This window comes from Allobosea sp. ASV33 (genome assembly GCF_016428755.1).
GTDB lineage: Bacteria > Pseudomonadota > Alphaproteobacteria > Rhizobiales > Beijerinckiaceae > Allobosea.
Genome location: NZ_JAELTI010000045.1, coordinates 1 through 20,557, shown reverse-complemented (window position 1 = coordinate 20,557; position 20,557 = coordinate 1). Strand labels below are relative to the sequence as shown.

24 protein-coding genes are annotated in these 20,557 nt (G+C 66.3%); 3 read left to right on the top strand and 21 right to left on the bottom strand.

The window, feature by feature from the left end:
• Positions 1-37: 37 nt before the first annotated feature.
• Both JHD80_RS14655 and JHD80_RS14650 read left to right on the top strand, forming a co-directional pair.
• A complete protein-coding gene (locus JHD80_RS14655) occupies positions 38-730 on the top strand; it encodes a DUF599 domain-containing protein (protein ID WP_199088595.1) in 693 nt (230 codons plus the stop codon).
• Complete coding sequence (locus tag JHD80_RS14650) at positions 727-993, top strand: DUF3253 domain-containing protein (protein ID WP_199088593.1); 267 nt, start codon at positions 727-729, stop codon at positions 991-993. The genes JHD80_RS14655 and JHD80_RS14650 overlap by 4 nt, the downstream gene beginning before the upstream one ends.
• On the opposite strand, the gene JHD80_RS14645 is transcribed toward JHD80_RS14650, so the two are convergent.
• From JHD80_RS14645 to crcB, 9 genes are all read right to left on the bottom strand, one after another.
• Positions 994-1,782: a YdcF family protein gene (locus JHD80_RS14645; RefSeq protein ID WP_199088591.1), complete on the bottom strand. Its 789-nt coding sequence runs from the start codon at positions 1,780-1,782 to the stop codon at positions 994-996. It abuts the gene before it with no gap.
• Between the two features lie 229 nt (positions 1,783-2,011).
• Positions 2,012-2,518, bottom strand: a complete 507-nt coding sequence (locus JHD80_RS14640; RefSeq protein ID WP_199088589.1) for a lysozyme inhibitor LprI family protein — start codon at positions 2,516-2,518, stop codon at positions 2,012-2,014.
• 50 nt (positions 2,519-2,568) lie between these two features.
• Positions 2,569-3,189, bottom strand: a complete 621-nt coding sequence (locus JHD80_RS14635; protein WP_199088587.1) for a glutathione S-transferase family protein — start codon at positions 3,187-3,189, stop codon at positions 2,569-2,571.
• A 41-nt stretch (positions 3,190-3,230) separates the two neighbouring features.
• Positions 3,231-5,231, bottom strand: a complete 2,001-nt coding sequence (locus JHD80_RS14630; protein WP_199088585.1) for an acetyl-CoA carboxylase biotin carboxylase subunit — start codon at positions 5,229-5,231, stop codon at positions 3,231-3,233.
• A gap of 354 nt (positions 5,232-5,585) precedes the next feature.
• Positions 5,586-6,035 carry a hypothetical protein gene (locus JHD80_RS14625; RefSeq protein WP_199088583.1) on the bottom strand — a complete coding sequence of 150 codons (450 nt, stop codon included), beginning with the start codon at positions 6,033-6,035 and terminating at the stop codon, positions 5,586-5,588.
• A gap of 530 nt (positions 6,036-6,565) precedes the next feature.
• Positions 6,566-7,243 (bottom strand): HAD-IA family hydrolase, encoded by a 678-nt coding sequence (locus tag JHD80_RS14620; RefSeq protein WP_199088581.1) that lies wholly within the window; start codon positions 7,241-7,243, stop codon positions 6,566-6,568.
• Positions 7,244-7,317: 74 nt separating this feature from the next.
• Positions 7,318-7,818: a hypothetical protein gene (locus JHD80_RS14615; RefSeq protein WP_199088579.1), complete on the bottom strand. Its 501-nt coding sequence runs from the start codon at positions 7,816-7,818 to the stop codon at positions 7,318-7,320.
• 93 nt (positions 7,819-7,911) lie between these two features.
• Complete coding sequence (locus JHD80_RS14610) at positions 7,912-9,180, bottom strand: RluA family pseudouridine synthase (protein ID WP_199088577.1); 1,269 nt, start codon at positions 9,178-9,180, stop codon at positions 7,912-7,914.
• Entirely contained in the window at positions 9,177-9,560 is a 384-nt protein-coding gene (gene crcB, locus JHD80_RS14605) for a fluoride efflux transporter CrcB (RefSeq protein WP_199088635.1), read from the bottom strand. The genes JHD80_RS14610 and crcB overlap by 4 nt, the downstream gene beginning before the upstream one ends.
• A 126-nt stretch (positions 9,561-9,686) precedes the next feature.
• On the opposite strand from crcB, the gene JHD80_RS14600 reads away from it, so the two are divergent.
• Complete coding sequence (locus tag JHD80_RS14600; RefSeq protein WP_199088575.1) at positions 9,687-10,031, top strand: hypothetical protein; 345 nt, start codon at positions 9,687-9,689, stop codon at positions 10,029-10,031.
• 6 nt (positions 10,032-10,037) lie between these two features.
• Here JHD80_RS14600 and JHD80_RS14595 read toward each other — a convergent pair whose 3' ends face one another.
• From JHD80_RS14595 to rplO, 12 genes are all read right to left on the bottom strand, one after another.
• Positions 10,038-10,217: a hypothetical protein gene (locus JHD80_RS14595; protein WP_199088573.1), complete on the bottom strand. Its 180-nt coding sequence runs from the start codon at positions 10,215-10,217 to the stop codon at positions 10,038-10,040.
• Between the two features lie 2 nt (positions 10,218-10,219).
• Positions 10,220-11,527 carry an AAA family ATPase gene (locus tag JHD80_RS14590; RefSeq protein WP_199088571.1) on the bottom strand — a complete coding sequence of 436 codons (1,308 nt, stop codon included), beginning with the start codon at positions 11,525-11,527 and terminating at the stop codon, positions 10,220-10,222.
• Complete coding sequence (locus JHD80_RS14585) at positions 11,524-12,939, bottom strand: Do family serine endopeptidase (protein WP_199088569.1); 1,416 nt, start codon at positions 12,937-12,939, stop codon at positions 11,524-11,526. Before JHD80_RS14585 ends, JHD80_RS14590 begins: the two co-directional genes overlap by 4 nt.
• 65 nt (positions 12,940-13,004) lie before the next feature.
• Entirely contained in the window at positions 13,005-13,436 is a 432-nt protein-coding gene (locus tag JHD80_RS14580) for a BLUF domain-containing protein (RefSeq protein WP_199088562.1), read from the bottom strand.
• Positions 13,437-13,582: 146 nt separating this feature from the next.
• Positions 13,583-13,999: a 50S ribosomal protein L17 gene (gene rplQ, locus JHD80_RS14575; RefSeq protein WP_061967384.1), complete on the bottom strand. Its 417-nt coding sequence runs from the start codon at positions 13,997-13,999 to the stop codon at positions 13,583-13,585.
• Positions 14,000-14,115: 116 nt separating this feature from the next.
• A complete protein-coding gene (locus tag JHD80_RS14570) occupies positions 14,116-15,132 on the bottom strand; it encodes a DNA-directed RNA polymerase subunit alpha (protein ID WP_047582392.1) in 1,017 nt (338 codons plus the stop codon).
• A gap of 94 nt (positions 15,133-15,226) precedes the next feature.
• Positions 15,227-15,616 carry a 30S ribosomal protein S11 gene (gene rpsK / locus JHD80_RS14565; RefSeq protein ID WP_043237079.1) on the bottom strand — a complete coding sequence of 130 codons (390 nt, stop codon included), beginning with the start codon at positions 15,614-15,616 and terminating at the stop codon, positions 15,227-15,229.
• A 114-nt stretch (positions 15,617-15,730) separates the two neighbouring features.
• Positions 15,731-16,099, bottom strand: coding sequence for a 30S ribosomal protein S13 (gene rpsM / locus JHD80_RS14560; RefSeq protein ID WP_112581136.1), 369 nt, complete (start codon positions 16,097-16,099; stop codon positions 15,731-15,733).
• Between the two features lie 390 nt (positions 16,100-16,489).
• Positions 16,490-17,689 (bottom strand): ABC transporter substrate-binding protein, encoded by a 1,200-nt coding sequence (locus JHD80_RS14555; protein WP_199088560.1) that lies wholly within the window; start codon positions 17,687-17,689, stop codon positions 16,490-16,492.
• Between the two features lie 240 nt (positions 17,690-17,929).
• The gene (locus JHD80_RS14550) at positions 17,930-18,523 is read right to left on the bottom strand and encodes an adenylate kinase (RefSeq protein WP_199088558.1); all 594 of its coding nucleotides are present in this window, start codon (positions 18,521-18,523) and stop codon (positions 17,930-17,932) included.
• A complete protein-coding gene (secY, locus tag JHD80_RS14545; protein ID WP_199088556.1) occupies positions 18,524-19,861 on the bottom strand; it encodes a preprotein translocase subunit SecY in 1,338 nt (445 codons plus the stop codon).
• A gap of 256 nt (positions 19,862-20,117) precedes the next feature.
• The coding region (gene rplO / locus JHD80_RS14540) for a 50S ribosomal protein L15 (protein WP_199088554.1) at positions 20,118-20,557 on the bottom strand (440 nt) is incomplete at its 5' end.

Sequence of the window (20,557 nt, the reverse complement as noted above, 5' to 3'; positions counted from 1 at the left end):
CTTGCCTCTCCGGCCCTCGAAATGGCAGAGCGGCAGCATGCTCGGTTTCAGCAACCTGGACGTCATCGCCCTCGCCTTCTTCGCGGCCTCCTGGGTCGGCTATCACTATGTCGTCGAGCTCGGGCCGCATGCGGCCAGGACGCTGAACATGCGGATGAACCTGCGCCGCGCCCGCTGGATCCACGAATCCGCGCACCGCGAGGTGCGGATCGTCGACACGCAAGTCATGGGCGGGCTTCAGAACGGCACTGCCTTCTTCGCTTCCACCTCGCTGCTCGCGATCGGCGGCACGCTCGCCCTGCTGAACGCCACGGACCGGGCCGTCGCTATCTTCAGCGACCTGCCCTTCGTGCCGATGACCCTTCGCTCCGTCTGGGAACTGAAGATCATCGGGTTGGTCTGCATCTTCGGCTACGCCTTCTTCAAGTTCGCCTGGGCGTATCGGCTGTTCAACTACTGCGTCATCCTGCTCGGCGCCCTGCCGCCCTTCGACAGCAAGGACGAGGTGAAGATGGCCCAGGCCGTACACGAGACGATCGAGATGAACATCGCCGCCGGCCGCCACTTCAACCGCGGCCAGCGCGCCTTCTTCTTCGCGCTCGCCTATCTCGGCTGGTTCCTCGGCCCAGTGACCTTCATCGGCTTCACCGCCGCGGTCCTGGTCGCGATGTATCGGCGCCAATACGCCTCCGATGCCGCCCGCGTCTTCACCTATCCGAGCCAATCATGAGCACCGAGCCCGAGGCGATCGAAAGCGCGATCCTCGATCTGCTGGCCCAGCGCGAAGCGGGCCTGACGATCTCGCCGATGGATGTCGCCCGGCGTCTCGGCGGCGACCATCCCGACGGCTGGGGGCCGCTGATGCAGCCGGTGCGCCGCGCCGCCGTCAAGCTGATGAAGGAGGGCAGGCTCCTCATCACCCGCAAAGGCCGGCCGGTCGACCCCGACGACTTCCGCGGCGTCTATCGGCTGGTCTTGCCGACAGCGCCCTGATCAGGGCCCCGGGAAGAGGTCATCGGTGTAGCCGGCGAGCCGATAGGCCACGAGACCGACCCATTCCTTGAAGCCGTTATCGGCGACTTCGAGCGCGCGCGGCGCGCGGCTGTAGGGCCGGATGAAATCGTCGGCCTCGCCGCTCGACCAGTAGTCGACCGGGAAGGCCTCGACCGCGAACCCGGCCTTGCGGAAGACGCCCATCGAGCGCGGCATATGCCAGGCGGATGTCACCAGGAGCCAGCGTTCACCGGGCTTGGGGTTGGCTAGCTTGCGCGTGAAGGTCGCATTCTCGCGCGTGTTGCGCGACTTGTCCTCCAGGATGAGCCGGGAAGGATCGATACCCAGGCCTTCGAACAGCAGCCTCGCACCGTCCGCTTCGGTCACGGTCGCTTCCGAGATCAGGTTGGCCGCACCGCCGGTGAAGACGAGCTTCGCCTGCGGATGCAACCGCGCCAGCTCGACCGCCTTGGTCATGCGCGCCGCCGAGGCGCTCATCGCGACATCGCCACGCGAGACGCCGATGGCGCCGCCCAGTACGACGATGCCGGTCACCGGCTCCTTTCGCGCATCCCGCTGCGGGAAGCGGTCTTCCAGCGGTCTGAGGACGGCGCGGGGCAAGGGGCTGAACGCCATCAGGCCAAGCGCGACGAGCGAGATCAGCCCAACCCAGCGGGCCGGCCGGGCAAAGCGCGTGAAGGCCATGAGCCCCGAAAGCCCAGCGAGAAGGATCGCGAAATTGACGGGCGACAGGACGAACCAGACGACCTTTGAAAGAACGAAGAACATCGCGGGCCCGGGCTGAGAGGAGACCGCTCAACTCCTACCGGCAAATGCTGACGGCTTTCTGAACCGGGAACGAATGCCGACCCATTTGCTCCGCCAGCCCTCATCCCGAGGAGCCGCGACAGCGGCGTCGCGAAACATGCTCCAGCGCGCTTCCGAACCTCCTGGACTGTCCTTCGAGACGCCATTGCGAAGGGAACGGCTCCTCAGGATGAGGGCTCGTGAGGAGAGCTCAGCGGATGATCTGCGGCGGCGATTGCGGGCGCTCACGGCTGCTTTGCGGCAGGGCCTTCGCCAGCTCGATCGCCCGGCCGGCAACCTCGCGCAATTCGCAGCCGGCCTGCCGCCCGGCCTGCAACGCCTCGCGCTGCGTCGCACCGTAGAAGGCGCATTTCTGCGTGACATAGCTCTCCCAGGCGAGTTGCAGCGCCGCGAGCCGGCTGCGCTGACCGGCATCGAGCGACCGCCCGGCGACTTGCAGCGCGGCCGTCAATCGCTCGCGCCAGGCCGCTTCCTCGCGCCGGGCGCAAGCCGCCTCGGCCCCACGCGGGTCGTTGCTGGCGGCGCGCACGCACGTCACGGCCACCGCACCGATACAGGCCGACGGCGACGAGCCGCTCTCGCGCAGGCAGCCGGACAGCACCGCGAGATCGCTCCGCAGCGTCGGCGAATTCTGCGCGGTCGCCGGTACGACGGCGGCGAAGCTGCACAGGATCAGGATCGTCCGAAGGGCGCTCATGCCGCCATCATGCCAGCGGCTGTGGCGCGATCAAGCGCCGTCGCGCGACCTCACGCGATCGGCAACGGCAGAGCGGCCTGCGCCGCCGGACGCGCGAAGAGCGTCTCGTACCATTGCTGGACCCGCGGCCGCGCGATCCGCTCGACCGGCATGTTGAGCCAGCGATGCGCGCCGCAGCCGACCGCGATATCGGCCATGCCGAAGCGCTCGCCGGCGAGGAAGGGCCGGTCCGCCAATTGCGCCTCGAGGATCGCCATCAGCGCCTCGGCTTTCCCGATCGCATCGGAGATCGCCTTCGGATCGGTGAAGGGCGCGACCTTGCGCACCACGCCCCAGAGCACCGGCGCCATCGCCGGCTGAAGCTCCGACAGCATCCAGTCCAGCCAGCGGTCGGCGAGCACGCGCCGCGCCGGATCCTCCTCCCAGAGCACACCCGCAGCATAGCGGGCGGCGAGATAGCGCAGGATGCTGTTCGATTCCCAGAGGGTCAGTTCGCCGTCGCGCAGCACCGGAATTTGCCGGTTCGGGTTCATGGCCCGGTATTCCGGCGTATCGAGGCCGCCGAACGGGCCGCCGACATCGATGCGCTCGAAGGCCTGCCCGGCCTCACCTGCGGCCCAGACCACCTTCTGGACATTGATCGAGCTCAATCGGCCCCAGATCGTCAGCATGACAGGCTCCTCCGACTCCGCCCGACGGCGCAACGATATCCTCAGGCGAATTCCATGATCACGGCATCGACGGCCAGCGAATCACCTTCCTTCGCCAGGATCTTGGCGATGGTGACGTCCTTCTCGGCGCGCAGCACGTTTTCCATCTTCATCGCCTCGACCATGGCGAGCGGCTCGCCGGCCTTGACCTCCTGCCCGACCGCGACCGCGATCGACTTGACCAGGCCCGGCATCGGGCAGAGCAGGAACTTGCCGGTATCGGCCGCCACCTTCTCCGGCATCAGCGCAGCGAGCTCCGCCTCGCGCTGCGTATAGACATGCGCGTTGGCATAGGCGCCGGCATGGCCGAGCGCGACCCCGTTCAGGATCGGCCGGACCTGCGCCGCGACCTTCACGCCGTCGAGCGTGCCATGCCAGACCGGCTCTCCCGGGACCCAGTCGCTGACCACGCTGACGCTGCGGCCCGGGAAGGCGATGAGCACCGCCCCGCCCTGCTCCGTCACCTCGCCCTCGAAGCGTTCGGCCCCGAGCTGGACGATCCTTTCACGGTCGAACGAGACCTTGCGCCAGCCCTCCATCTGCGCCGAAACATGGCGCTTGCGCTGGTTGAGCTTGTGGTCGCAGGCGATCGCGATCGCGGCCATGCGCCGCGCCGTCTCACCCTGCGGCACCGGCAGCGAGAATCCCTCCGGGAACTCCTCGGCGATGAAGCCAGTCGAGAGATTGCCGGCGATCCAGCGCGGATGCTGCATCACCGCCGCGACGAAGGGAATGTTGTGGCGGATGCCGTCGATGGCGAAGGCATCGAGCGCGCGCGCCTGCGCCTTGATCGCCGCCTCGCGCGTCGGGGCATGGGTCACGAGCTTCGCGATCATCGGGTCGTAATAGATCGAGATTTCGCCGCCCTCGAAGACGCCGGTATCGTTGCGCACCACCGCCTCGCCATCCGGCCCCTCGCTCGGCGGCCGATAGGTCACGAGCCGCCCGGTCGAAGGCAGGAAGTTGCGGGTCGGGTCCTCGGCATAGACGCGGCTCTCGACCGCCCAGCCGTCGAGCTTCACGTCCGCCTGCGTGATCGCGAGCTTCTCGCCATAGGCGATGCGGATCATCTGCTCGACGAGATCGATGCCGGTGATCATCTCCGTGACGGGATGCTCGACCTGGAGGCGGGTGTTCATTTCCAGGAAGTAGAACGACTTGTCCTGCCCGGCGACGAACTCGACCGTCCCGGCCGAGTCGTAGTTCACGGCCTTGGCCAGCGCGACGGCCTGCTCGCCCATCTTCTTGCGCGTCGCTTCGTCGAGCAGCGGCGACGGCGCCTCCTCCAGAACCTTCTGATTGCGGCGCTGGATCGAGCATTCGCGCTCGCCGAGATAGATGACGTTGCCGTGCTTGTCGCCGAGGATCTGGATCTCGATATGGCGGGGATCGACGATGAACTTCTCGACGAAGACCCGGTCATCGCCGAAGGAGGACGCCGCTTCCGACTTGGCGCGGGCGAAGCCCTCAGCCACCTCGCCCGAAGAATGGGCGATGCGCATGCCCTTGCCGCCACCGCCGGCCGAGGCCTTGATCATCACGGGATAGCCGATCTCGTCGGCGATGGTCACAGCATGCTCGGGGCTCTCGATGATGCCAAGGAAGCCCGGCACCGTGGAAACCTTGGCCGCAGCCGCCGCCTTCTTCGATTCGATCTTGTCGCCCATCGCGGCGATGGCGCCGGGATTGGGGCCGATGAAGACGATGCCGTTATCCTTGAGGGCCTGGGCGAAGGCCTCGCGCTCCGACAGGAAGCCGTAGCCGGGATGCACGGCCTGCGCTCCAGTTGCTTTGCAGGCATCGATGATCTTGTCGATCAGCAGGTAGGACTGGGCGGCGGGCGCAGCGCCGATATGAACGGCCTCGTCGGCCATCTCGACATGCAGCGCATCGCGATCCGCATCGGAATAGACGGCGACCGTCTTGATGCCCATCCGCCGCGCCGTCTTGATGACACGGCAGGCGATCTCGCCGCGGTTCGCGATCAGGATCTTCGAGAACATGCGCGGCCACTCCCGGCTTCAGACCAGACTGCAATAGCCGGGGTCTATGGGATGCCGCAACTGCCGTCCACCGATGCGAAAGTCGGCTATCGGCTAAGCCGTTGTGCAAGGATGCACAGGCTCCGGGTGTCGGTGGCTCTCGGCGGGAGCCCCGCTCGACGCGTCATGCCTGGGCCTCGCCCGGGCATCTCTTGCAGAAAGCGCCTTCCTCTTCCTGCCTGTGTTCTCGGGTCAAGCCCGAGAACGATGCTTGATCGCCGTGCGTCTGACCGCGCGCAAAATCGCGATCGATCCGTCTTGCCATCGCAGCCATCCGAAAAGCGAATACCGCTTTTCGGTCCGCTCCCCTTGATCTCAGCTTGCGAGCAGGACGCGCGGCGCAGCGCCGACACCGGCGCGGACCACATCCTTCGCCGCGCCCTTGGCGAAGGCGAAGGCGAGCAGCGTCTCGTCGCAATGCTCGGCTTCGCGAGCGATCTCGAAGGCGATGCGCTGGGCGGTGGCGGTCGGCCCCTCGCCGGCCGAGAGCGTCGTGACCAGCCAATGGGCCTTGTCGCGGTCGATCACGCCGGTCGGACGGTTCTCCCAGACGGCGAAATCGACGACCAGCGCCACCATGTAATCCGCGTAGGCCTTGCAGCTTTGCGGCACGGCCCGGTCGAGTGCGATGAGCACATCGACGATGTCCCGCGTGATGACGATGTCGCTCAAGATGCTGCGCTGAAGCATCTTGACGTCTTCTTCGTCGATCGCGCGACGATCCATCACGCGATCGACGAATTCACGAAGCTCATGATCCATCATGTTTGAACCCCTGTCCGGCGTTGTTTTGTGCCGGTACGTCCCTGTTGTGGGAACACTATGAACCCCGCCTCGGCATCAGGTGGTTAACGCGCAAATCTGAACGATTATTCAGGTTAAACGAAACTGAGTCGGCTTGGTTGCGAGGAGGTTACTGGCGGCGCCACGGGCATCGAGAACGGGCGCCACGACCAGTGCCGGCTAGAGAGCCAGGGGTGATCGCCACAGCCCGCAATCATCCAGGCAACCCGGACAAAATCCGAGCGCACTGAAGGACATTCCTCGTCGTCGGTGCGACCTAACATAGGCGCTCCCAAGAGGCGCTCTTGTCGCCCCGGAGGCTTTGCCGTCGGGTTCGACCGTCGATCGGCCCAGAGATAAAATCCGCGAATGACCCGGAACCCACGACGGAGTGAGCCGCCACCAATCCGGCGTGAAATCTCGCAATCCGTGGTGGGCTCCGGGTTCGCACGTGCGGCGCCCTGGAATGACAGAGAGCGCCTGGAAGCCGTAGCGTTCAGCCCCGGGAGGCCTTACGCCGCCACGGTCTTCGGCAAACCCAATGCCGCGGGCAACTCCCGGAACTCGCGCAGCACATGCCGGGCACCGAGCGAAACGAGCCTCTCGGCCGGCTGGAAGCCCCAGGACACCGCGACAGGCACCACGCCGGCGGCCACCGCCATCTCGATATCGAAGGAGCTGTCGCCGACCATCGCCGTATGCTCGGGTGCCGCGCCCGTCTCCGCCATCGCCCGCTGGATCATGCCGGGATGCGGCTTCGAGGGCGCGTCGTCCGCCGATTGCACCGTGTCGAACAGCCCCTGCCAGCCATGCCGGGCGACGATGAACTCGGCGCCCTTGCGCGACTTGCCGGTGGCGATGCCGAGCTTCAGCCCGCTATGGCGCTTCAATTCGGCCAGCGTCTCGGCGACGCCCGCGAAGAGCGGCTCGTCGAGCGACGGGTCGTTCTCCGCCTGCACGCGCATCGCGCTAAAGACCTGGCGATAGGTCTCGGTCAGCACATCGTCGGGCTCCACGAGCCCGGCAAGCTGCGCCAGCGCGATGTCCAGCGTCAGCCCGACGATGCCGAGCCCCGCCTCGCGGCCCGGATGCACCAGGCCGCAGCGCCTGAAGGTCTCGAATTGCGCACCGAGGATGATCGCCTCGGAATTGATCAGCGTGCCGTCGAGATCGAAGATGATGAGGTCCATACCGGCGCTTTAACCCGGATCGCCGAGGCGATCCACTGCAAGCCGATCATGGCATCATCGCGTCCGCGAACCGCTCAGCCCTTGGCTTCGCGGGCGCAGGCATCGACCGCCTTGCGCAGATCGGCGCCGTCGAGCCCCTTGGCCCGCGCCTCCTTGCGGCATTCGGAGCGCTGCGCGAGGTCCGGCCGCTTGCCGTTGAAGCAGGCGGTCAGCGCCGCGATCCGCTCCGAGCCCTCCAGCTTGCGCCCGTCGACCTCGTCCTTGCAGGCGGCCCGCGCCGCCACGGCCGTCGGCTTGCCGTCCCGCGTGACCCCGTCGCGGGCATAAAGCTGCACGCCCGGAAACTTGCCCTGCATGCAGATCCGCATGGCCGCGCGCAGATCATCGCCGGTGAGCGCGACATTTTCGGCCACGCAATCTTGCCGGGCCTTGGCCCGCTCAGTGCGCGGGATCGGCTCATCCGTCGCCGCCGTAGCAGTGGTCGAAACCGGCGCTTTTGCCGGCGGCGCAGTCTGAGCCTGGGCAGCTCCGGCAAGCCCGAGAACAAAGGCGGAAACGATCCAGATCGAACGCATGGTCAGCCCCTCCGATGACGAAAACATGACTAGAACAGAAAGCGTTTTGTTCCGCAACTGTTCTCTTACGTTTCGTCATAGGATCGGAGGGTTTTACTCGTCGGGCGCCTCGACGATCGGATCATAGGGCGCGTCGTCGAAGCCGAGCAGGTTCCAGCTCTGGCGCATATGCGGCGGCAGCGGCGCGCTGACATCGATCGTGCCCTTGCCGCGCGGATGCGGCAGCACGATTCGCCTGGCCAGCAGATGCAGCTTGTTCTGGATGCCGCCGGGCAGCTCCCAGTTCTGGATGTTGAAGTATTTGGGGTCGCCGATGATCGGATGGCCGATATGGGCGGCGTGCGCGCGCAATTGATGCGTGCGCCCCGTCACCGGCTTCAGCGACAGCCAGCCGAGCTTCTGTGCCGCCGTCTCGACCACGGCGTAATAGGTTACCGCATGCATGGCCCCGTCCTCGCCATGTTTGGCGACGGCCATGCGCTGGTCGCCGTCATAAGCCTCCTCGCGGGCGAGATAGGTCGAGATGCGGCCCTGGCGGACGCGCGGCACGCCGGCGACCAGCGCCCAATAGACCTTGCGGGCCGAGCGCGAACGGAAGGTCTTGGCCAGCGTCGCAGCGGCGAAGCGCGATTTCGCGATGACCAGGCAGCCGGCCGTGTCCTTGTCGAGGCGATGGACGAGGCGCGGCTTCTGGCCGCTCTTGTCGGTCAGCACCTCCAGCATCTGGTCGACATGTCGTGTCGTGCCCGAACCGCCCTGCACGGCCAAACCCGCCGGCTTGTTGAGAACGATGACGTCGTCATCCTCATAGAGGGTAATCGATCGCAGGAATTCGACCGTGTCGGTATCGGCCTTGAGCGAGCGCGGGCGCTGTTCCTGCGGCTCGAGCTTCAGCGGCGGGATGCGCACGGTCTGGCCTTCGGTGAGCCGGTCCTTGCTGTCGGCGCGCTTGCCGTCGACGCGCAATTCGCCCTTCCGGACGATGCGCTGGATATGGCTGAAGGAGAGCTGCGGGAAACGCGCCTCGAGGAAGCGGTCGATCCGCATCTCGTTCTCGTCCGGCGTCACGACGAGCTGCTGCACGCCGGTCGAGAGCACCTGCGCCGTCTCGGCTTTCACCTGCGCACGCGTCGGCTTGGGAGCCTCCTCCACAGGCCGCGGGCGAACGGGGCGCTGCACGCGCTCCTCGCCGCCGGCCGGACGCGCCGCGGCGCGGCGCCGGGCATCGTGGCTCGGCCGCTTGCCGCGCGGGGCTCCGGCGGATGACGGCTTGCCGCCACGCGGGGAGTTGCCGGTGGCCTTGCCGCCCGTACCCTTGCCGCCGGCGCCCTTGCTGCCGGGGCCTTTGCCGCCCGTCTTCATGACATGCTCCGCATCATCGCGAGGCCACCGACCAGCGCCGCCAGCGACAGCACGACCGAGCCGATCACATAGGTGGCCGCCAGCATCGCCTCGCCCCGCTCCCAGAGCAGGACGGCATCGAGCGAGAAGGCCGAGAAAGTGGTGAAACCGCCGAGGATGCCCGTCGCCAGGAACAGGCGCAGGTCCTGCGGCACGCCTTCGCCGGCGCGGAACGCGAACCACCCGGCGACGAGCCCCATCAGGGCGGAGCCGATGATGTTGATGGCCATGGTCCCATAGGGAAAGCCCATGCCGAACCAGCGCGGCGAGACGACATTGATGCCGTGGCGCAGGGCACCGCCGATGCCGGCGCCTACGAAAACGAAAGCAGTGGAGATCATCGCTGTGGAATAGAGCGCGCTGACGCCTTGCACAAACGAAATCCGCCGCAATTGCACGGCTCCGTGCGGCCGGACAGGAAGATCGGTATGGGAAAACGACCGGTCTCAGCGATGGGAAGGAAAGCGATGGCTCTTCAGGCTGGGTTTGGCCGCATGGGATTGCTGGCCGTCATGCTGGCCTTCGGCAGCACGATCGCTTTCGCACAGCAGAGCGGCAGCACGGATTGGCCGACCGAGAAATGCAATCGCTACAGGAAGGCCTATGATCAGTCGATCGCGCGGCTCGGCAAGAGGGGCCTGGGCGCGGACTTCCTCGCCAGCCACGACGCCTTCCTCGCCTCGAACTGCCAGGCTCGCGCCGAGGTCTGCGCCCGTAGCAAGGAGGAGCTGGAGCTCGCCAACCGGCTCGTGCTGATGGCGATGAACAGCGGCATGTCCGGCACCTTCCTGCCGTTCACCTGCCGGAGTTGAGCGCGCTCAAGGTTCGCGCCTGCGCCGCAACCTTGGATGCACATAGAGCTCGAAAGCGATGGTCAGCACGATGAAGACCAGCGCGATGGCGAAGGCTATGACCCAATAGGAGACATCGTCCTTCGAGACGAACCAGCCGGCGATCACCGAGGGCACGATCAGAAGCAGGCGCGCGATCAGATACATCCCTACTCTCCCCGCTCCTGCCGCAGCCGTTCCCAATATTCCAGCCGCTTGCGGATCTCGCGCTCGAAGCCCCGCTCCGGCGGATCATAGAAGCGCTGCCGGCCGAGCGCATCCGGCCAGTAGTTCTGGCCAGAAAAGGCATCGGGCTGGTCGTGGTCATAGGCGTAATCGGCGCCGTAGCCTTCCTCGCGCATCAGCTTGGTTGGCGCGTTGAGAATGGTCTTGGGCGGTGTCAGGGAGCCCCGCTCCTTCGCCACCCGCACCGCCGCCTTGTAGGCCGTATAGGCCGCGTTCGATTTCGGCGCCGTCGCCAGATAGATCACGCAATTGGCCAGCGCGAGCTCGCCCTCGGGCGTGCCGAGCTGCTCATAGGTCTCAGCCGCCGCGCGGGCATGCAACAGCGCCTGCGGATCGGCGAGACCGATATCCTCCACCGCCATGCGGACGAGCCGCCGCGCCAGGAAGCGCGGGTCCTCGCCGGCATCGAGCATGCGTGCGAAATAGTAGAGCGCCGCATCCGGGTCGGAGCCGCGGATCGTCTTGTGCAGGGCGGAGATCAGGTTGTAATGGCCGTCCTGCGCCTTGTCGTAGATCGGCGCGCGGCGCTGGATCACATCCGATAAGCCATGCTCGTCGAGAATCTCGCCGGGCTTCGCCGCCCGCCAGATCTCCTCGGCCAGCGTCAGCACGGCGCGCCCGTCGCCATCGGCGAAACGGGCCAGCGCGAGGCGTGCTTCCGGCGTCAGCGGCAGCTCCCGCCCCTCCAGAACCTCGGCCCGGCCGAGCAGGAAGAGCAGCGAGCCCTCGTCCAGCGACTTGAAGGTCAGCACCCGCGCCCGCGACAGCAGCGCCGCGTTGAGCGCGAAGGACGGATTCTCGGTCGTGGCGCCGATCAGCGTGATCGTGCCGTCCTCCATGACAGGCAGGAAGGCGTCGAGCTGGGCGCGGTTGAAGCGATGGATCTCGTCCACGAAGAGCAGCGTGCCCCGGCCGCCGAGCCGGCGCCCGCGCGCCGCCTCGAACACCTTCCTGAGATCGGCGACGCCGGAAAAGATCGCGCTGATCTGCTCGAAGCCGAGATCGACCAGCCCGGCGAGCAGCCGTGCCACCGTCGTCTTGCCGGTGCCCGGCGGCCCCCAGAAGATCAGGCTGCCGACCGTGCCGGAGGCGACGAGCCGCGTCAGCGCCCCGTCCGGCCCGGTCAGGTGCTCCTGGCCGGCGACTTCGGCGAGCGTCGTCGGCCGCAGGCGGTCGGCCAGCGGCCGCGGGCCGGACTTGTCCAGCCCCGAGGCTGCGAACAGGTCGCTCACCCCGGGAAGACCGAGGTGATCGTCTGGCCGTTGCGGATGATCGTCACCTCCCAGGCGCGCTTGCGCTCCTTGAGGATCGTCTCGACCTCGCGCGAAGTGGTCATCTGCTCGCCGTTGAGCGCCTTGATCATGTCGCCTTTCAGGAAGCCGACATTGGCAGCGGTGCTGCCTTCCTCGACCTCGCTGACGACGACGCCGTCATTGCCGGTCTCTATCGAGAGTTCCTCGGCCAGCGCCGGCGACATGTTCCCGACGGTCAGGCCGGCGAGCGGCGAGCGGCTGGTGAGCTTCACCATGTCGCGCGGCCGGGTCTCGGGCGCCGCGACGAGCTTCACCGGGATCGAGATGCGCTTGCCGCCGCGCAGCACGCTCAGCATCGTCGTGCCGCCGATCGGCCGGGTCGCGAAGCGGTAGCCGAAGGATTCGGGATCGTCGACGTTGACGCCGTCGACCGAGAGGATGACGTCCGAGCGCTTCAGGCCGGACTGGTCGGCCGGGCCCTTATCGACGACGCTGGCAACGACCGAGCCGGCCGGCCGGTCGAGACCGAGCCCGTCGGCGACCTCTGCCGTCAGGCTCTGCAAGCGCGCGCCGAACCAGGGGCGCTTCACCGTCTTGGCGCCGGCCTTGGCGCTGTCGACGACGAGGCGCACCATCGCCGAGGGAATGGCGAAGCCGATGCCGACGCTGCCGCCGGAGCGGGAATAGATCGCGGTGTTGATGCCGACCACGCGGCCCTTCATGTCGATCAGCGCGCCGCCCGAATTGCCCGGATTGATCGCCGCATCGGTCTGGATGAAGGACTGCGCGTCGCCGACGCCGATCTGCGTGCGCGCCAGCGCCGAGACGATGCCCTGCGTCACCGTCTGGCCGACGCCGAAGGGATTGCCCATGGCCAGCACGATGTCGCCGACCTGCAGCTCGTCGGTATCGGCCAGCTCGATCGCGGTCAGGTTCTTGGCATCGGCAAGCTTGAGCACGGCGAGATCGGTGCGCGGATCGCGCAGCAGGATCGTGGCCTCGACCTCGCGCTTGTCGGCGAAGGCGACCTTCACTTCGCTCATGTTCTCGATGACGTGGTTGTTCGTCACCACGAGACCGGCGCCGGCATCGACGATCACGCCGGAGCCGAGCGAGCGCTGCACCCGCTCGCGCGGCACGCCGAAGCCGCCATCGCCGAAGAAGCGGCGGAAGAACGGATCGTCCATGAAGGGATTCTGCGGACGCTTCTCGACGCGCGCGCCATAGACGTTCACGACCGCAGCCTGCGTCTGCTTGACCAACGGCGCGAAGGAGAGCGTCACCTGCTCGCGCGTCTCGGGCACCTGCCGCGCCGGCGCCTGTGCGGCCACGGGACCCGCGCAGGCCACGACGAGAGCCACTGCGGCGGCAAAGGGAAAACGGGCGGCCATGCATTGTCTCCGAAGGATCGAGTCTTTGCAGAGATAGGCCAGCGTCGGCTGTAATGCCAGCAAGCTCAGCCGTTCGCGGCACGCTTATGCGCAAAGTCCAGGGCGACGTCGATCAGCCCCCGGCAGTCGAGCTTGAGCTGCCAGCCCTGGATGTCGAGACCGTGTCGCAGCAGGATTTCTCGGTCCTGCAGGACCTCCAGTGTCGCGCCTCCCATGGTCCAGCCCCCGAACTGTCGGCTGGACCTGTCCCGGGTGCCTATCGGGGTCACCTCCGAATGACGGGGATCGGCCTTGATGCGCGCGAAGGTCTCGTCGACCTTCGCCGCAGGACCTTCGAGAACCTGGGCAAAATACGTCTTGTCGAACAGAAGATAACCGCTCAGCCCCTGCGCTTGGTTGTTGCGCTGCGAGGTCTTGAGGATGTCGCGGAAGACCGAGAGGACACGCCCCCCAGCTCCCGGCTTGATGCGACTGTGATAGCAGAGCTGCTTAATCATGAAAGCTCGCGGCGTTTGACCCGGACGATGTAAACCACTGGATAGCGATGGTGGTTCCTGCCCTCCTATCGGCGCGACAGCCGGGCCGAAATAAAGAAAGGCGGCCTTCCGGCCGCCTTTCGACAAGTCATGCTGCTAGGCGCCGATCAGGCGGCTTCGTCTTCCGCCGTGAAGACCGGGCCGGAATCCTTGCCCTTGGCGTCGACGTCGCGATCGACGAACTCGATGATCGCCATCGGAGCGTTGTCGCCGAAGCGGAAGCCCGCCTTCATGATGCGGAGATAGCCGCCGTTGCGCTCCTTGTAGCGCGGGCCGAGGACCGCGAAGAGCTTGCCGACGAGCTCGACATCCTTGATCTGCGCGATCGCCTGACGGCGGGCGTGCAGGTCGCCGCGCTTGCCCAGCGTGATCAGCTTCTCGACGACCGGACGCAGGTCCTTGGCCTTCGGCAGGGTGGTGGTGATCTGCTCGTGCTTGATCAGGGCCTGGGCCATGTTGGCGAACATCGCCTGGCGATGCTCGGCCGAGCGGTTGAAACGACGACCGCGGAAACCGTGACGCATTGTTTGGCTCCTTCGTTGCTTACGGCCGCCGTGCCACGGTACGGCCGTTCCTTATGCTCCGGCTCGGGATGAACCGGGCGGGGTTGGCGCGGGATGCCTCCCGCGCCGGTTGAAGCTCAGTAGTGCTCTTCGAAGCGCTTCGCGAGCTCTTCGATGTTCTCCGGCGGCCAGCCCTGGACGTCCATGCCCAGGTGCAGGCCCATGGTGGCGAGCACTTCCTTGATCTCGTTCAGCGACTTGCGGCCGAAGTTCGGGGTGCGCAGCATCTCACCCTCGGACTTCTGGATGAGGTCGCCGATATAGACGATGTTGTCGTTCTTGAGGCAGTTGGCCGAGCGGACCGAAAGCTCGAGCTCGTCGACCTTCTTGAGCAGCGCCGGGTTGAAGGGCAGCTGCGGAGCGGTCGAGACGGCCTCTTCCTTGCGCGGCTCCTCGAAGGTGATGAACACCGCGAGCTGGTCCTGCAGGATGCGGGCGGCGAGCGCCAGCGCGTCCTCGGGGGTGACCGAGCCGTTGGTCTCGATCGCCAGCGTCAGCGAGTCCTTGTCGAGGTTCTGGCCCTCGCGGGTGTTCTCGACGCGGTAGGAGACCTTCTTGACCGGCGAATAGAGGCTGTCGACCGGGATCAGGCCGATCGGCGCATCTTCGGGGCGGTTCTGCTCGGCCGGGACATAACCCTTGCCGGTGTTGACCGTGAACTCCATGCGGATCTCGGCCCCGTCGTCCAGCGTGCAGAGCACGAGGTCGGGGTTGAGGATCGAGACGTCGCCGATGGTGTTGATGTCACCGGCGGTGACGGTGCCCGGGCCGGACTTGCGCAGGGTCATGCGCTTCGGGCCCTCGCCCTGCATCTTGACCGCGACGGCCTTGATGTTGAGGACGATGTCGGTGACGTCCTCACGGACGCCCGGAATCGAGGAGAACTCGTGAAGGACGCCGTCGATCTGGACGGCGGTCACGGCCGCGCCCTGGAGCGACGACAGCAGCACGCGACGGAGCGCATTGCCGAGCGTCATGCCGAAGCCGCGCTCGAGCGGACGCGCGATCACGGTGGCCTGACGCTTCGGGTCGTCTCCGACCTTCACTTCGAGCTTGTTCGGCTTGGAAAGATCCTGCCAGTTCTTGCTGATCACGACCGCACTCCTGGTGCTGAATTCATCTGGCGGCCACCGCCGCCCCGGACAGGCGCCCGCCCCTGCGGGCGCCTTGGGCTAACCACGTCAGGCGTCAGACGCGACGGCGCTTGCGCGGACGGCAGCCATTGTGCGGGATCGGCGTCACGTCGCGAATCGAGGTCACGGTGAAGCCCGCGGCCTGGAGAGCGCGAAGAGCCGACTCGCGACCCGAACCCGGACCGGTCACCTCGACCTCGAGGGTGCGCATGCCATGCTCGGCAGCCTTGCGGGCAGCGTCCTCGGCGGCGACCTGGGCGGCGTAGGGGGTCGACTTGCGCGAACCCTTGAAGCCCATCGTGCCGGCCGACGACCACGAGATCGTGTTGCCCTGCGCGTCGGTGATGGTGATCATGGTGTTGTTGAACGAGGCGTTCACATGCGCGACGCCGGAGACGATGTTCTTGCGTTCGCGACGACGGACGCGCTGGGCTTCCTTGGCCATAACTCTTCTTCCATCCTTCAGGCGCGCCCGTCATGCCAGGCGCTGGGGATGCCGGCGGCCCGTGAGCGGACCGGCCGGCGTATAGACAGCGGACCGACTAGCGGCCCGCCGAAATCACTTCTTCTTGCCGGCGATCGGCTTCGCCTTGCCCTTGCGGGTACGGGCGTTGGTGTGCGTGCGCTGGCCGCGGACCGGCAGCGAGCGGCGATGACGCAGGCCGCGATAGCAGCCGAGGTCCATCAGGCGCTTGATGTTCATCGAGACTTCACGGCGCAGGTCGCCCTCGACGAGGTAGTCGCGGTCGATCGTCTCGCGGATCTGCAGGACCTCGGCGTCGGTCAGCTGGTTGACGCGGCGCTCCGGCGCGATGCCGACCTTCTCGACGATCTCCTGGGCCTTGGCCGCGCCAATGCCGTGGATGTACTGCAGGCCGATGACGACGCGCTTGCCGGTGGGAATGTTGACGCCCGCGATACGAGCCATGGTCTCATCTCCATGTCGGCCGAAGCACCCGATGGCACCCCGGCGGTGGGAAAAATCCCGCGTCCGGTGGAGGCCGGCTCATGCAGGACGTTGAACGGCTCCACGCGGTAATGCGACGTCGTCCCTTCTCGCGAAGGCAACGGCATCGCTCCCATGAAACCGGATGGCGGGTCGTTAACGCGTCGGCCGCAACGAGTCAACCCCGCCGCAACCAAGAACCATGCCAAGGCAGAGAAGGCCAAGGCCAGACCGCGTATTCGCCGTCATGCTCGGGCTTGACCCGAGCATCTCAGGCCGGATGAGGTTTTAGAATGTCCTGCAAGAGATTCTCGGGTCTGCGCTTCGCTTCGCCCGAGAATGACGGCCCTGCCCTGCTCCCTCCGGTACCCCCTACTTCTTCACCAGGTTGCACTTGCTCTCCGAGAGCGGCGCGATGATCTCGGCCGCCGGGATTTTGCGGACGACCTTGAAGTAATCCCACGGCGCCTTCGATTCGGCGGGCTTCTTCACCTCGACCAGCAGCATGTCGTTCATCAACCGGCCGTCCTCGCGGATCTTCGCGCCCGGCGCGTAGAAATCGTCGACCGGCAGCTCCTTCATCTTCGCGGCGACAGCGGGGCCGGCCGCCGTGCCGGCAGCCTTCACGGCCTTGAGATAATGCAGCACCGAGGAATAGACGCTGGCCTGGATCATGCCGGGCATCTTCTTGGTCCGCGCCATGTAGCGATCCGCGAAGTCCCGGCTCGGCTTGTCGGCGTCGTGGTAATAGGCGGTGGTGGTGATCAGACCCTTGGCCTTGTCGAGGCCGAGGCCGTGCACGTCGCTGAGCACCACGACCATCGCCGCGAGTTTCTGGCCGCCATCGACCAGACCGAACTCGCCGGCCTGCTTGATCGAGTTGATCGTGTCCGTGCCGGCATTGGCGAAGGCGACGATCTTGGCCTTGGAGGCCTGCGCCTGCAGCAGGAAGGACGAGAAATCCGGCGTGCCCAGCGGCGCGCGCACCGCGCCCAGCGTCTTGCCGCCATTGGCCTTCACGATCGACTCGATATCCGCCGTGAGCTGATGGCCGAAGGCATAGTCGGCGGCGATGATGTACCAGCTGTCGCCGCCCTCGCGCAGGACCGAAATCGCCGTGCCCTTGGCCGAGGTCGCCGTGTCGAAGGTCCACATGAAGCCGGTCGCCGCGCAATCCTCGTTGAAGAGGCGCGTCGTCGCCGGACCGTTATAGAGCGCGATCTTCTGCTTTTCCTTGGCGATGCCGGCCACGCCCAGCGCAACGGCGGAGTTGGTGAGGTCGGCGATCGCGGTGACGCCATCGACATCGTACCAGCGCCGCGCCAAACCGACGGCGATGTCCGGCTTGTTCTGATGATCGGCCGACACGATCTCGATCGGCTTTCCCAGCACCGAACCGCCGAAATCCTCGATCGCCATCTTCGCCGCCTCGACCGAGCCGAGGCCGCCGAACTCCGCATAATTGCCCGACTGGTCGTTGAGGACGCCGATCTTCACCGCATCCTGTGCCCGCGCCGCCGCCGGCATCAGAGCCAGCGTGCTCGCGACCAGCAATGCACCAAACCTCGTCATGCGCCTGCTCCCTGTCCTGCCTCCGAACCGCGGAAAGCCGCTTCGCCTCCCCGTCTCCGGATGCTTGCCACCGCTTCGCGCGGATTGGCCCACAGGACATCTGCCGTCCTCGGGCCTGTCAACGCACGGCCAGGCCGAGAAAAGGCAAAGGCATCAGCGCAAAAGCGCACCGTAGAAACGAAGAACCCGGCCGGACCGTGAGGTCCGCCCGGGTTCGAATGTCTAGCGCTGGAAAGCCGGTCAGCCCTGCGCCGCCACCGAAAGCGCCTCGTTGATCGCCTGCGAGACGCTGTCGATCGGCTGCATGCCGTCGATCGCGGTTAGCTGGCCGCGCTTCTCGTAGTAAGGAGCGACCACCGCCGTATCGCGGTTATAGGCCTCGAGCCGGGTCTTGAAGACCTCCGGATCGTCATCCTTGCGCACCGGCTGCCCGGCCGCCCTCGCCTCCTCGGCGCGGCGGACGATGCGGTCGACGAGCTTAGTCTGGTCGACCTTGAGCTCGAGGACGGCATCGAGCTTCAGCCCCTTGCCGTCGAGCATCGCGTCGAGCGCCTCGGCCTGCGCCAGCGTCCGCGGGAAGCCGTCGAGGATGAAGCCCTTCTTGGCATCCGCCTCTTCGATGCGGTCGGCGACGATGCCGATGACGATCTCGTCCGAGACCAGCCCGCCGGCGTCCATCACGGCCTTGGCCTTCTGGCCGACCGGCGTGCCAGCGGCAACGGCTGCGCGCAGCATGTCGCCGGTGGAGAGTTGCGGAATGCCGTGCTTCGCGACGATGCGCGCCGCCTGAGTGCCCTTACCCGCCCCCGGCGGCCCCAGGAAAATCAACCGCATTTAGCGCCTCGCTCCTCGCAACTTGGCCTTCTTGACCAGCCCTTCGTACTGATGGGCCAGCAGGTGCCCGTGAACTTGCGCCACGGTGTCCATCGTCGTCGTCACCACGATGAGGAGCGAAGTGCCGCCCAGCAGGATGATCGGGATCTGAGCATAGGTGATCATGAACTCGGGGATAAGGCAGACGATCGTCAAATATCCTGCGCCGAGAACGGTGATGCGCGTGAGGATGCGATCGATATGCTCGGCGGTCCGCTCGCCGGGGCGGATGCCCGGCATGAAGCCGCCATGCTTCTTGAGATTGTCGGCCGTCTCGACCGGATTGAACACGATCGCGGTGTAGAAGAAGCAGAAGAAGATGATCAGCGCCGCATAGAGCACCATGAACAGCGGCCGGCCATGCGCGAGATAGGTCGCCATCACCGACAGGAAGCCGGTGCCGCCCGAAGCCTGCGAGAAGCTGGCGACGGTGGTCGGCAGCAGCAGCAGCGACGAGGCGAAGATCGGCGGGATGACGCCGGCGGTGTTGAGCTTCAGCGGCAGGAACGAGGTCTGGCCCTCATACATGCGGTTGCCGACCTGGCGCTTGGGATAGTTGATCAGCAAACGGCGCTGGGCGCGCTCCATGAACACGCAGAAGGCGATGACGCAGATCGCCATGACGAGCACGCCGAGCAGCAGGCCCGTCGAGATCGCGCCCTGGCGGCCGAGCTCGAAGGTCTGGGCGAGCTGCGAGGGAAATTCGGCGATGATGCCTGAGAAGATGATCATCGAGGTGCCGTTGCCGATGCCGCGGCTGGTGATCTGCTCACCCAGCCAGAGCAGGAACATCGTGCCGCCGACCAGCGTGATCGTGGTCGAGAGCAGGAAGAACGGCCCGGGTTCGAGCACGAGGTTGCCCGAGCCCTGCAGGCCCACGCCGATCGCATAGGCCTGGAACACGGCCAGCACGAGGGTCAGGTAGCGGGTATACTGGTTCAGGGTCTTGCGGCCCTGCTCGCCTTCCTTCTTCAGCGCCTCGAAGCTCGGGATGACGCTGGAGAGAAGCTGCACGATGATCGAGGCCGAGATGTACGGCATGATCGCCAGCGCGAAGATCGCGAGACGCCCGACCGCGCCGCCCGAGAACATGTTGAACATGCCGAGCATACCGGACTGGGTCTGGCGGAAGAGATCGGCCACCGCATCCGGGTTCATGCCGGGCAGCGGGATATAGGTGCCGAGCCGATAGATGACGAGCGCGCCCAGCGTGAACCAGATTCGCTTCTTCAGTTCATCCGCCTTGGCGAAGGCCCCGAAATTGAGGTTCGCCGCAAGCTGTTCAGCCGCCGATGCCATGCGTCCGGTCCCTGGGTCTCAAACTGGTCCCAGATCATCGCGCGTCCTATCGGATGCGTACGATGATCTATCTCATAGTCGGAGCATCGGATTGTCCCGAAACGTGGATTCCACCTTTCGGTCCGATGCTCTGGAAGCACGTCTGCCAACGCACGCGAGGTGCTGTCTGCGGATTCGCGCCTTGCGTCAAACAGTCGAACGGCGGCCAAGGCGCTGGGCCCGGCCGCCGTTCGCAAACGTCATGTAGGCGTTCGGATCACGCCTGTGAAGCGGCAGCCAGAATCTTGACCGAACCGCCGGCCTTCTCGATCGCAGCGACGGCCGACTTGGACGCGCCGTAGACTTCGAAAGCAAGCTTGGTCTTGAGCTCGCCGACGCCGAGGATCTTGACGCCGTCCTTGGCCTGGCGGGTGATGACACCGGCGGCGACGAGCGCCTCGATGGTCACGGTGCCCTTGGCGTCGAGCTTGCCGGCTTCCACCGCCTGCTGGATCCGGCCGAGGTTCACCTCGTTCAGATCCTTCGCGAAGAGGTTGTTGAAGCCGCGCTTCGGCAGGCGACGATATAGCGGCATCTGGCCGCCTTCGAAGCCCTTGATGGCGACGCCGGCGCGCGAGGTCTGACCCTTCACGCCGCGACCACCGGTCTTGCCCTTGCCGGAGCCGATACCACGGCCGACGCGGATGCGCTCCTTCA